13 protein-coding genes are annotated in these 12,984 nt (G+C 37.9%); 6 read left to right on the top strand and 7 right to left on the bottom strand.

Annotated elements, in window-relative coordinates; translation table 11 throughout:
* Positions 1 to 29 precede the first annotated feature (29 nt).
* From OZX61_RS04545 to OZX61_RS04535, 3 genes are all read right to left on the bottom strand, one after another.
* Positions 30 to 1,349 (bottom strand): adenylosuccinate synthase, encoded by a 1,320-nt coding sequence (locus OZX61_RS04545; protein WP_277095441.1) that lies wholly within the window; start codon positions 1,347 to 1,349, stop codon positions 30 to 32.
* 37 nt (positions 1,350 to 1,386) lie between these two features.
* The gene (locus OZX61_RS04540; RefSeq protein ID WP_277095440.1) at positions 1,387 to 2,568 is read right to left on the bottom strand and encodes an ATP phosphoribosyltransferase regulatory subunit; all 1,182 of its coding nucleotides are present in this window, start codon (positions 2,566 to 2,568) and stop codon (positions 1,387 to 1,389) included.
* A 128-nt stretch (positions 2,569 to 2,696) separates the two neighbouring features.
* Positions 2,697 to 3,149: an Lrp/AsnC family transcriptional regulator gene (locus OZX61_RS04535; RefSeq protein ID WP_195772165.1), complete on the bottom strand. Its 453-nt coding sequence runs from the start codon at positions 3,147 to 3,149 to the stop codon at positions 2,697 to 2,699.
* Between the two features lie 152 nt (positions 3,150 to 3,301).
* On the opposite strand from OZX61_RS04535, the gene OZX61_RS04530 reads away from it, so the two are divergent.
* Complete coding sequence (locus OZX61_RS04530; protein WP_277095439.1) at positions 3,302 to 4,045, top strand: AzlC family ABC transporter permease; 744 nt, start codon at positions 3,302 to 3,304, stop codon at positions 4,043 to 4,045.
* A complete protein-coding gene (locus OZX61_RS04525) occupies positions 4,042 to 4,344 on the top strand; it encodes an AzlD family protein (protein WP_277095438.1) in 303 nt (100 codons plus the stop codon). The genes OZX61_RS04530 and OZX61_RS04525 overlap by 4 nt, the downstream gene beginning before the upstream one ends.
* Before the next feature lie 32 nt (positions 4,345 to 4,376).
* On the opposite strand, the gene OZX61_RS04520 is transcribed toward OZX61_RS04525, so the two are convergent.
* The gene (locus OZX61_RS04520; protein ID WP_277095437.1) at positions 4,377 to 5,405 is read right to left on the bottom strand and encodes a type I glyceraldehyde-3-phosphate dehydrogenase; all 1,029 of its coding nucleotides are present in this window, start codon (positions 5,403 to 5,405) and stop codon (positions 4,377 to 4,379) included.
* A 251-nt stretch (positions 5,406 to 5,656) separates the two neighbouring features.
* Here OZX61_RS04520 and alaS point away from each other — a divergent pair, with 251 nt between their 5' ends.
* The 3 genes from alaS (at position 5,657) to csrA (ending at position 10,121) form a co-directional block, all read left to right on the top strand.
* Positions 5,657 to 8,287, top strand: coding sequence for an alanine--tRNA ligase (gene alaS / locus OZX61_RS04515; protein ID WP_277095631.1), 2,631 nt, complete (start codon positions 5,657 to 5,659; stop codon positions 8,285 to 8,287).
* Between the two features lie 63 nt (positions 8,288 to 8,350).
* Complete coding sequence (locus OZX61_RS04510; protein ID WP_195772169.1) at positions 8,351 to 9,631, top strand: aspartate kinase; 1,281 nt, start codon at positions 8,351 to 8,353, stop codon at positions 9,629 to 9,631.
* A gap of 238 nt (positions 9,632 to 9,869) precedes the next feature.
* Entirely contained in the window at positions 9,870 to 10,121 is a 252-nt protein-coding gene (gene csrA / locus OZX61_RS04505) for a carbon storage regulator CsrA (RefSeq protein WP_195772170.1), read from the top strand.
* 59 nt (positions 10,122 to 10,180) lie between these two features.
* Here the strand turns inward: csrA and rnhB are convergent, their stop codons facing one another.
* Both rnhB and OZX61_RS04495 read right to left on the bottom strand, forming a co-directional pair.
* Positions 10,181 to 10,750: a ribonuclease HII gene (gene rnhB, locus OZX61_RS04500; protein ID WP_277095630.1), complete on the bottom strand. Its 570-nt coding sequence runs from the start codon at positions 10,748 to 10,750 to the stop codon at positions 10,181 to 10,183.
* Positions 10,750 to 11,145, bottom strand: a complete 396-nt coding sequence (locus OZX61_RS04495; protein ID WP_195772171.1) for a hypothetical protein — start codon at positions 11,143 to 11,145, stop codon at positions 10,750 to 10,752. Before OZX61_RS04495 ends, rnhB begins: the two co-directional genes overlap by 1 nt.
* Before the next feature lie 214 nt (positions 11,146 to 11,359).
* Between OZX61_RS04495 and OZX61_RS04490 the strand changes: the two genes are divergently transcribed.
* Positions 11,360 to 11,920 carry a cytochrome b gene (locus OZX61_RS04490; protein WP_195772172.1) on the top strand — a complete coding sequence of 187 codons (561 nt, stop codon included), beginning with the start codon at positions 11,360 to 11,362 and terminating at the stop codon, positions 11,918 to 11,920.
* Positions 11,921 to 11,961: 41 nt separating this feature from the next.
* Here OZX61_RS04490 and OZX61_RS04485 read toward each other — a convergent pair whose 3' ends face one another.
* The gene (locus OZX61_RS04485) at positions 11,962 to 12,960 is read right to left on the bottom strand and encodes an adenosine deaminase (protein WP_277095436.1); all 999 of its coding nucleotides are present in this window, start codon (positions 12,958 to 12,960) and stop codon (positions 11,962 to 11,964) included.
* Positions 12,961 to 12,984 lie beyond the last annotated feature (24 nt).

The raw sequence follows: 12,984 nt of genomic DNA, 5'->3' as shown, positions 1-12,984 counted from the left end.
GAAGCTACGGTTTTTTATGACATATTTTATTATGCAGAGAATGGATGACGTAAAATAATTGTTTCGTCACGGTCTGGACCAGTTGAAATAATATCAACAGGACAACCCACAAGTGCTTCAATGCGTTTTACATAAGCCAAAGCATTTTCTGGAAGTTGATCCACGCTGGTTAAACCAACTGTTGAACCTTCCCAACCTGGCAAAGTTTCATAAATTGGTTTTAATTGTTCAAATGCGATCGCATCAGATGAACCAATACAACCACCATCAACAGCTTCGTAACCTACACAAATCTTAATTTCTTTTAGACCATCTAAAACATCAAGCTTAGTAAGACAAATACCTGTTAATGAGTTTACATCTACTGAACGACGTAAAATTTCTGCATCAAACCAACCACAACGACGTTGACGACCTGTTGAAGCACCAAACTCATGCCCTACAACACCAAGGTGTTTACCAACAGCATCACCTGTATCATTTGCAGCGTCATACACAAGCTCAGTTGGGAACGGCCCACTTCCAACACGAGTCGTATATGCTTTGGTAATACCCAATACATAGTCTAAGTGTAAAGGCCCCATACCAGAACCAGAACTTACTCCACCCGCTGTTGTATTTGAGCTTGTTACGTAAGGATATGTACCATGGTCAATATCGAGTAATGAACCTTGCGCACCTTCAAACATAATTGGCTTACCAGCTTTACGGAATTGGTGCAATGTTTCAGTCACATCAATCACAAGTGGCTCAAGTACTTTTTTCCACTCTTTGCAAAGCGCCAATACATCTTCAAATTGAACAGCATCTACACCATAGTACTGAGTTAACTGGAAGTTATGTAGATCAAGCATTTCTTTAAGCAACTGCTCAAGTGCTTCACCGCCACGAACGACATCGGCTACACGAACAGAACGACGTGCAACTTTATCCTCATAAGCAGGACCAATACCACGACCTGTTGTACCAATCTTTGCATTACCACGTTTATGTTCACGTGCTTGGTCTAATGCAATATGATTTGGTAAAATTAATGGACAATTCGGAGAAACACGTAGACGCTCTTTTACAGGAACACCTTCTTTTTCTAAAATTGCCATTTCTTCAATTAAAGCTGCAGGTGAAAGTACAACACCATTCCCAATAAGGCATAAAACGTTTTCACGTAAAATCCCTGATGGAATGAGGTGTAATACAGTTTTTTTACCACCTACCACAAGAGTATGTCCTGCGTTGTGACCGCCTTGATAACGTACAACCGCAGCCGCCTGATCAGTGAGCAGGTCGACGATTTTACCTTTACCTTCGTCGCCCCATTGGGTACCAAGTACCACAACATTCTTGCCCATAATAGCCTCATTACATCATGCTGTTAAAATCACAAATCTATTTTGCAATAGACTCAATTTTTTCAATGCTCCATACCCCATCTTGCAATACAAATTGATGCGTTGCAGATGGTATAGAACTTAGATCATCATTACCTAACAATTGTACAACACTCAAACCTTGCTGACGTGCCTGTGCAATTGCGCTTACTAAATCTGGTTGCATGCCTTTAGGTGCAACAATTGTTTCAATTTCACTAAACTGGCCTTCACATAGCGCATATAAGTCACAGCTAAAACCTGTTGCAGGGCGTGCTCGACCAAAATGCTCACCAATACCATCATAACGGCCACCCTGTGCAAGTGGTGCTGCATGATTTGGTGCATATACAGCATACATTAAACCCGTATGGTAATGATAACTGCGTAACTCTACGACATCTAAACCAATAGATAAGTTTGGCCAACGCTTTTGAATTTCTTTAACAGTTGTTTTTAAACCATCAAATGCAGCTTGGAAATGCGTATCTTTAAGTAAATCATTACTTAGATGTTGTTCTAATAAAGACAGGTTACCTGAATATCTTCCTAAGTTATAAAAATCTTGTCCGTAAGGAAGTGTCTTTGTTACTTCTTCTAATTCAGGTAATGCTTTACGCTGATATAAATCATGCAATAAATGTTCATTATTTTTATCAAGTTTGGCATGTTCTACTAAACTTTTAAATAATCCAACATGACCTAGATCTAAATGCGCTTTTTCTAAACCACATGTCGTCTCTAATAGCCCTAACATAACGTCTATCATTTCCACATCTGCTTCGATGCTTTGATGTCCGTAAAGTTCCGCACCCAACTGGAGTGGTGTACGCGATTCGCTAAAATTTTGAGGCTTTGTATGTAGAATTGTTCCTGAATAACAGTAACGTGCAATTCCCTCAATAGGTCGTACGTGCGCATCGATGCGTGCAACTTGAGGCGTCATATCTGCACGTACACCCAATAAACGCCCAGAAAGCTGGTCAATTACTTTAAAGCTAACAAGATCTAAGTCCTGATTCGCTTCAGATAAAGAAGAAAGAGATTCGATATATTCAATAAATGGTGTATAGACCAACTGATAACCACGACTTGCGAGGAAATCTAATGAATGTCGACGAAGTGACTCAATAACTTGTGCTTGTTCTGGTAATACATCTGCTACCCCATCTGGTAGCAACCAAGTCTCTGAAATTGACATGCTTCAAACCTAAATTCTGTGCAGGGCGGAACGAATCCACATAAAAAAACCGGGACGCACCCGATTTTTTCAAGTGTAACATGATACTTTTCAGCATGCACCTGAGAATTTTACAATTTTAACCTGAACTAAAGTGGTAATGCCGTTGTATGTTTAATTTTTTGCAATGGAATCTCAGTTTTTACATTTTGAATGCCTGAGATTTTATTTAAATGCTGAATTTGAAACTTACGATAAGCATCTAAATCTGCCACGACGATTCTCAAAAAAAAGTCACAATCTCCGGACATAAGCTGACACTCCACCACTTCAGGTAAATTCTTCACTGCATCCACAAACTGATCTACAGTTTTTTCATCTTGCCCCTTTAACCAAATTCTTGCAAATACCGTCAAACCTAAATTTACTTTTAGAGGTTCAATTAATGCAACATATCGCTGTATTATTCCATCGTCTTCTAACTGTTTAACACGGCGCAAACAAGGTGATGCTGACAAGCCAACTCTTATCGCAAGCTCATTATTTTGTAATTTCCCTTCCTCTTGTAATACCCGTAAAATTCTGATATCTGTTTTATCCACATTAACCCCTAAGCATAAAATGCTAAAATTTAAATTATTATTAAAATAATATACCATTTTAGCGTTTTTAAAAGCTAATTTAAGCGACAAATATCTTTAATTAAAACATAAAATAGAGTTTCAAATAAAATTTTCATGCATCCTAAAACACCATGTTCATATTCAGAAATACAAGTCAAACCATTTACGAAACTTCTGACTTTGTTTCCTTTAAACGAGGAATAAAAATGTCTATCCCTATTTTATTGGGGATTATTCCTTTTGCACTGGTTTTAGGAACGCAAGCGGCGCAAAAAGGTTTCAGTACGCTTGAAATTCCACTACTTACAGGACTGAACTTCGCAGGCGGTTCAGAGTTTGCCATTTTAGAAATGTGGACAAATCCACCTCAAATCATGATGCTTATTTTTATTACTTTTTTAGTTAATAGCCGGCATCTTTTAATGGGTGCGAGCTTGGTTCCGTATTTAAAGCACCTTCCAAATAAAAAAGTTTTACCGGCATTATTTTTTATGTGTGATGAGAGCTGGGCTTTAAGCATTGCCGATGCCAAGCGGAATCATCGAGGCCGTATTGAAGATGCCTTCAACTTTTCTTTTTATGCTGGTTTATGTTTTTCTTTATACATCATGTGGGTGGTCTTCACTACTTTTGGTGGTGTCATTGGTTCTGTATTAGGAGATATTACTCGCTGGGGATTTGATATGGCATTTCCAGCAGTGTTCTTGGTACTACTTCGAGGCATGTGGACAGGTGTGCGAAATGCCATACCATGGCTTGTTAGTTTAGTGGGTGCTATTTTCGCCTACATGTATTTACCTCAGGGGTGGTATGTTCCTATAGGTGCGATTTCTGGAATTGTGGCTGCCATTATTATGACAGGAGATGAAAAGTGATTCATAGTACAACAATTATAGCAATTCTCCTGATCGCTGCAACCACTTATTTAACACGCGTTCTTGGTTATGTAGTCTTAAAAAATCGTACATTAACGCCAAGACAAAAAAAGGTATTAGACATTGTGCCTGGATGTGTGCTTATTTCTGTCATTGCACCTTATTTCGTAAGTAGCCATATTTCAGATATGCTTGCTATTATTATTACTGTTTTCGCAGCAACACGCTTTTCACTTTTACCAACTGTTGTTATTAGTATGGTCTCAACCGCATTGCTCAGGCTCATCCTAGTTTCATAAATAGATTATGGGGCATCGTTCTGCCCCATATTTCAATGCGCATTAAAAGAATCACATAAATCGAGTAACCGATTTGCATAACCCCATTCATTGTCATACCACGCATAAACTTTGGCCTGACGCCCAACCACCATGGTTTGTGTTAAATCGACTACCAGCGAATAAGGTAAGTGATTAAAATCGCTCGATACTAAATAATCTTCTGTATAAGACATAATTTCAGTATATTTTTCACATGCTGCATGCTTAAAAGCTTCATTTAAAGCATCTACAGTAATTTCAGACTGCGCAACAAATGTTAAATCAATTGCAGCAACATTTAAAGTTGGTACTCGAATGGAATACCCTTCTATACGATTTTCCATTTTAGGTAAAACTTGTTTTAGTGCACCGAGCGCACTTGAAGTGGTTGGAATAATATTATGTCCAGACGCGCGCGCACGGCGTAAATCACGGTGAGCATGATCGAGTACAGCTTGATCTGTTGTCACGGCATGTATTTCAGTCATCAATGCACTTTCAATACCAAACTCATCGTCTAAAATTTTTACAAGTGGAACTAAAGCTTGTGTCGTACAAGATACACTTGAAATTACTTGGTCAGAAACTTTCACATCGTGATGATTTACTCCGTATACAATTGCAGCATCAACATGATCAAACGGTGCTGCACCAATAATTACGCGTTTTGCACCAGCATTGAGATGTTTTTGAGCACCTTCACGAGAACGAAATAAGCCAGTACATTCCAAAACAACATCAATACTTAGGCTATTCCAAAGTAAAGCTTCTGGTTCTTTAATGTTTAGGCATCGGATGCGCAACGATTGATCTAAATATTCTACGTTTAAATATGTGGCATCTTGCTCACGAATAATACGAACACAACCCTTAAATGTCCCATGCGTAGTATCGTATTTAAACAAATGTGCCAATGTTTCAACATCTGCAATATCATTAATCGCAATAATATCAAATGTAAAATGCTTTGGATTTTCAAACCATGCTCTCACAACATTACGTCCAATTCGTCCAAACCCATTAATTGCGATTCGTTGCATGACCTACCCTTATCATTCAATCATTTAAAAACAGGGTTATGTTAAAGCAACTTTTCTTATAATGAATCAAGTTATTTTACTTATTGTCATATTTATAACCCTTTCATTGCAAAAGCATTGGTCATATAGGTATTTTTAGTTATACTTTTATGCCTTTGAAAAATTTAACAGCGATATCGCACCAAGCAAACTGCTTAAACGATATGGCTCTACTATAGAACTAAATGGAGTGACTTGTTGTGAGTACACGTATGACGTCTGCTGAAATTCGTGAAGCCTTTTTGCATTTCTTTGAAACAAAAGGTCATACACGTGTCGCATCGAGCTCTCTCGTTCCCGCCAATGACCCAACATTGCTGTTCAATAATGCAGGAATGAATCAGTTTAAAGACTGTTTATTGGGACTGGAAGATCGAGGCTATACACGCGCTACCTCTGCACAAAAATGTGTACGTGCAGGCGGGAAACACAATGACCTTGACAATGTTGGTTATACCGCACGTCACCATACATTCTTTGAAATGCTGGGTAACTTCTCATTTGGTGACTACTTTAAACGTGATGCAATTCAATTTGCATGGGAATTTTTAACGTCAGTTTTAAAACTAGAAAAAGATCGCCTCTACGTCACTATATATCATACAGATGATGAAGCATTTGATATTTGGAACCAAGAAGTCGGTATAGAAAGCAGCCGAATTATTCGTATCGGTGACAACAAAGGTGCAAAATATGCATCTGATAATTTTTGGACAATGGGTGATACAGGCCCTTGTGGACCATGTTCAGAAATTTTCTACGATCATGGCGATCACATTTGGGGTGGTTTACCTGGCACACCTGAAGAAGATGGCGACCGCTTTATTGAAATTTGGAATATTGTATTCATGCAGTTTAACCGTACTGCCGACGGTGAACTACACTCCCTTCCTGCCCCATCAGTCGATACTGGCATGGGCTTGGAACGTGTGGCTGCAGTACTTCAACACGTAAATTCAAACTATGAAATTGACATTTTCCAACATCTTCTAAAAACTGCCGCAGAAATTGTTGGTATTAAAGATGAAGGACAACCTTCATTACGTGTCATTGCAGATCATGCCCGTTCTTGTAGTTTCTTAATTGCAGATGGTGTATTGCCTGGTAACGAAGGTCGTGGGTATGTATTACGTCGTATCATACGTCGTGCAATTCGCCACGGTCATAAACTTGGTGCAACGGGTACATTCTTCTACAAGATGCTTCAACCACTTATTGATGTCATGGGAGATGCTTACCCTCAGTTAGTTGAAAATCGTGACCGCATTGAAAATGCTCTCATTAAAGAAGAAGAGCAATTTGCAAAAACACTAGAACAAGGACTTAAAGTACTTGAAGGTGAACTTGCACAACTTAAAGGTAACCTTATTCCAGGTGAAGTTGTATTTAAACTTTACGACACATACGGCTTCCCAGCAGATTTAACTGCCGATATTGCACGTGAGCGTGATTTAACCATTGATGAATCTGGCTTTGAAACTGAAATGGCAGCACAACGTCAACGTGCACGTGATGCTGGTAAGTTTAAAGTAGACTATAACAATATTGTAAAAGTTGATACACCTACTCAATTTGAAGGCTATCAAGCGACTCAAGGTCAAGGGAAAATTCTTGCGATCTATAAAGATGGCCAACAAGTTGATGAAGTCCAAGAAGGTGATGAAGCACTTATTGTGTTAGATAACACACCATTTTATGCAGAAAGTGGTGGTCAAGTTGGCGATACAGGTATCTTCAAAAATGATACAGGTATTTTCGAAATCCTAGACACACAAAAATCTGGAACTGCTTTTATACATCAAGGTGTGATTACTGTAGGTCATCTATGTGTAAATCAGCAAGTCAATGCCAATGTCGAAGCAAAATTACGTCAAGCCATTTCTCGTAATCATTCTGCGACACACCTACTTCACGCAGCATTACGCAAAATTCTAGGTACACATGTAGAGCAAAAAGGCTCATTGGTTGCATCCGATATTTTACGTTTTGATTTTTCAAATGATCAACCTGTCACATTTGAGCAACTTCAAGAAATTGAACGCCTTGTTAACCAAGAAATTATTGCCAATACACCTGTAGTTACTGAAGTTTTAGATATTGAAACAGCTAAAACGAAAGGTGCGATGATGCTTTTTGGCGAAAAGTATGGTGAAACTGTACGTGTACTTACTATGGGTACAGTACATGATGAAAAACCTTTCTCTATCGAGCTATGTGGCGGTATTCATGTTGGCTATACAGGGCAAATTGGTTTATTCAAAATTACATCTGAAGGTGGCGTTGCAGCAGGTGTTCGACGTATTGAAGCAGTCACAGGCAATAAAGCAATTGTGAATATGCAAAAAGCAGATACCACCATTCACCACATTAATGGACTGCTTAAAGCACAAAAAGACCAAACTATTGAGAAAGTTCAAGCAACTGTAGAGCATGCCACAAACTTGCAAAAACAAATTGAACAACTCAATCAAAAACTTGCAAATTTGCAAGCTGTAGAACTTCTACAACATGTGAAAGAGATTCAAGGTCGCCAAACCTTAATTGCTTCACTTGAAAATGTAGATGCAAAATCACTTCGTCATTTACATGACAGTGTAAAATCTAAGTTAGACAATGCTGTTATTGTTTTAGCAGGTACAAAAGATGATAAAGTAAGCTTACTCGCATCTGTTGCAAAGCAATACACGACTAACTTAAAAGCAGGCGATATTATCAAACATTTAGCATCTGAACTTGGTGGTAAAGGTGGTGGTAAACCTGACTTAGCACAAGGTGGCGCGCCACTGAACGAGAAGTTTAATCAGGTCATTGCAGACTTACCTGCATGGTTTGACCAACGTTAAGACTTTACTTTTGTGTAACTGACCCTGAATGCCTATCAGGGTCATGGCTTATATGGAATCATTATGGCATTAATCGTTCAAAAATATGGTGGTACTTCAATGGGTACTCCCGAGCGCATTTTAAATGTTGCTCGTCGTGTGAAACGTTGGCACGATCATGGCCACAAAGTGGTGGTAGTCGTATCAGCAATGAGTGGTGAAACGAACCGCCTACTCTCTCTCGCGAAAGCCATTACCGAAACACCTGATCCGCGTGAAATAGATCAGATGGTCTCTACCGGTGAACAGGTGACAATTTCCATGTTAGCTATGGCACTTAACTCTATTGGTGTTGAAGCTAAATCGTATACAGGCCGTCAAGTTGGTATAAAAACAGATAATGCCTTCACAAAAGCACGTATTGAATCTATTGATACTCAGTCAGCATCTGCTGATCTAGATAAAGGGCGTGTAATTGTAGTTGCAGGATTCCAAGGCATTGATGCTGATGGCAATACAACAACACTTGGTCGTGGTGGCTCAGATACAACAGGTGTTGCACTAGCTGCAGCTTTAAAGGCAGACGAGTGTCAAATTTATACCGATGTCGATGGTGTATACACCACAGATCCTCGTGTTGCACCTAAAGCGAAAAAAATTGATCGTATTTCATTTGAAGAAATGCTTGAAATGGCATCATTGGGGTCAAAAGTATTACAAATTCGCTCTGTTGAATTTGCCGGAAAATATCAGGTACCATTACGTGTATTATCAAGTTTCGATAATGAAAATGATGGTGCTTTCGATGATGAATTCAAACAAAACGTAGGTACATTAATTACAACTGAGGCAGAAGACAACATGGAACAACCTATTATCTCTGGTATTGCATTTAACCGTGATGAAGCAAAATTAACAATTTTAGGTGTTCCTGATGAACCTGGAATTGCTTCAAAAATTTTATCACCTATTAGCAATGCAAATATTGAAGTAGATATGATTGTTCAAAACATCGAAGAAGATGGAACAACTGACTTTACTTTTACTGTAAACCGCGTTGACTATGCAAAAGCAAAAAATATTTTAGAAACAATTGCTCAAAATATTAAAGCACGTGAAGTTTCTGGTCGAGATAACATTGTTAAAGTTTCAATTGTTGGTGTTGGCATGCGTTCACATGCAGGTGTTGCAAGCAAAATGTTTACAGCTTTAGCTGACGAACGCATCAATATACTTATGATTTCTACCTCAGAAATTAAAGTGTCTGTACTTATAGAAGAAAACTATTTAGAGCTTGCTGTACGTTGTTTACATACTGCTTTCGGTTTAGATCGTGAGCACGGCGAAAGTAGTGCTCGTGCATAATTTCTAAACAATTAGTGATCTCGTTGTAATAAGAATTGTTATAATTTTCTAGAGCCACTCTATTTTATATAGAGTGGCTCTGTTATATTAGATAAATATATTTGGAAATATTTTGCCATAAATTATAATATTTCATTATAAATTCGAATGACAAAATAAGTCCTAGAGGTTGTAGTTTTCTTTTCCTATATTCGTAGGTGAAATAGCTGCAGGTTTAGCGCTTAGCAAGGAGATAAACATGCTGATTCTGACTCGACGTGTCGGAGAAACTTTAATGATTGGGGATCAAGTCAGTGTGACAGTGCTTGGTGTAAAGGGAAACCAGGTACGTATTGGTGTAAATGCACCAAAAGAAGTGTCTGTTCATCGTGAGGAAATCTATCAGAGAATTCAACATGAGCGCGCGATGCATGAACATCTTCAACACATTGATCAAGATTATCAACCATCCTACTTCGATGAATATAATCAAGACAAATTTAATCGCTAATATTCAACGGTTAACTAAACATTAAAAGCGACTTTAGAAAGCCGCTTTTAATGTTTTATTTATTGTTGAACTTGTAGTTTCTTTATTGGGCCATAGCTTTTTCTATGCGCTTCAATAATGCCATGTTCCGCAATTGCAAGTAAATGTGCTTTTGTCGGATATCCTTTATGTTTAGCAAACCCATATTCTGGATATTGCTCACCTAACTCCACCATCTGCCGATCGCGTGTCACTTTTGCAAGAATACTTGCAGCACTAATTTCAGGATATAAAAGATCTCCCCCTACAATTGGGTGACATTCTATATCTAGCCCCTTAATCATCTGATTACCATCCACCCAAACTTGTTGAGGAGCATGAGTTAGCCCATCAACTGCTCTACGCATTGCCAAGAAGGTAGCTTGTAAAATATTTATTTCATCAATTTCATCATGCGTTGCTTCTGCAATTGACCATGCAAGTGCTTTTTGTTGAATTTCAACAAATAATTTTTCGCGTTTCTTTTCACTTAATTTCTTGGAATCGTTTAAGCCCACAATTGGATTTTTTGGATCTAATATAACTGCAGCTGCAACTACTGAACCTACCAATGGACCTCTACCCGCTTCATCTACACCAGCAATAATCATCATTTTAAGGCTTTTGCCATACAAGATGTGATTGTTTTTTCAATGACTTGATGTGCCAGTGTTGCTCGTGCGCTTTGATCTAAGGCCGCATTAGCAAGATCCATAACCGTTACACTTTGTGGAGCCTGATCGCTTACACATCCACATGTATTGTTTTGGACAGTTTGTTGCTGTGAGGTACTCATAACCTTACTTGCAACTTGCCATGCTTGCATTTTGTTCATTTCATTTACACATTTTGCGTCAATGGCTATTTTAAGTGCTGTCATACCAATTTGCTGTGTCATGCCTTGTGCAGTCGATGTATCTGATCCGCTAGATGAGCCTCCAGTACCCGTAACACATGCACTCAACATAAGAGCCATTGGCACCAAGCACAGTAATTTTTTATTCATCAGTTTTACCCTATTATCAGATCATCTATTTTGAAGAAATCTACAAAAATAAAATACACTTATCAATGTAGTTCGAGCATATTTAAGCCAAACTAGAGAACTTTATCGTTGCAAATTCTGCAACACACCGTTGTATATTTGTATGTTGTGATTAAATTGCACCATTTATATTGTATACAGACTATTATTTCTGTTCCTTATTAGAGAATTTCAAATGTCTGCCAGACCGCAATATTACACACGTACGGCACAAATTTTACATTGGCTTATGGCCGCAATTTTTATTACTGCATGGTTTATTGGTTTCTATAGTGGCAATTTTTTAAACTATGATACAGACGGGGCATTCAAAGGTAATGTAATTACATTGCATAAAAACATCGCGACACCAATCCTTTTTTTAATTGTAATACGCATATTTTGGCGATATACGCACCCAACACCTGCTCTTCCAGAAAATATGTCTGCACCAATGAAAAAAATGGCACACGTCATTCACTGGATTCTATATCTTATTCTATTAGCACTTCCTATTACAGGGTGTTTATTTAGTTGGTCTGCAGGTCATCCAGCGCCAGTACTTTACTTATTTAACTTACCAACGCTCATTGAGCCTAACCCACAAATTACTGCAATTGTAAAACCGATCCATGTCTATCTTTCGTGGTTCGCAGGATTGCTGATTGTTGTACATATTCTTGCTGCTTTAAAACATCATTTCGTAGATCGGGATAATGTCCTTAGAAGTATGACCTCTCAACAAACCAAAGACTAAAAAAAAGGCACTCATTGAGAGTGCCTTTTTTCTATTTTATATTAAAGCGATTGAATCTTCTCAATCCATTTTTGCTTCTGTGCTTCTGGTAAAAATGACGCTTCGAATGAATTAATTGCGAGTTGCTTAATTCTTGTTTCACCAAGATCTAAAGCATCATCAATAGCGTAAAAATTTTCATTTAGATAACCACCAAAATAAGCTGGATCGTCTGAATTCACCATTACACATAGACCTAAATCCAATAATCTCTTAATATTATGCTCTTTCATATTCTGAATAACGCACAGTTTTAGGTTACTTAAAGGACAAACTGTTAAAGGCATTCTTTCCTCAATAAGACGCTTTAATAGTTGAGGATCTTCTTCAGATCGAACACCATGATCAATACGATTAACTTTTAGTAGATCGAGAGCTTGCCAGATATACTCTGCAGGCCCCTCTTCTCCCGCATGAGCAACGATTAAAAAACCCTCATCTTTTGCTTTACGAAATACTCGTTCGAATTTCACAGGTGGGTGTCCTAACTCACTCGAGTCTAGTCCAACACCAATAATATGATCTTTAAATGGCAATGCTTGTTCTAAGACAACAAAAGCATCCTCTTCGCTAAGATGTCTTAAAAAACACATGATAAGCTCAGAGGAAATATTTAACTGCTCCTTTGCATCTTGGCATGCTTTAAAAATACCATTGAAAATAGTTTCAAATGAAATACCACGCACGGTATGCGTTTGAGGGTCAAAAAATATTTCTGTATGTACTACATGGTCTTCTTTACATTTCTGAAAATAAGCCCACGTCAAATCATAAAAATCTTTTTCATAAATCAGAGCTTGTGCACCAGCATAATAAATATCTAGAAATGATTGTAAATTATGAAAATTATATGCTTGTTTAACTTCATCAACAGTTTTATAAGGAATGTTTACCGCATTTCTCTGAGCAATTTCAAACATTAATTCAGGTTCAAATGTTCCCTCAATGTGTACATGTAACTCTGCTTTTGGCAATGCTTGAATTAAGTTTTGTTGATTCATTAAAAACCCTCATAATAAAAAAGG

It is taken from the genome of Acinetobacter sp. ESL0695 (assembly GCF_029392135.1).
GTDB classification, from domain to species: domain Bacteria; phylum Pseudomonadota; class Gammaproteobacteria; order Pseudomonadales; family Moraxellaceae; genus Acinetobacter; species Acinetobacter pollinis.
Note: the sequence above shows the minus strand (reverse complement) of the source record. Positions and strands in the feature narration are given on the sequence as shown.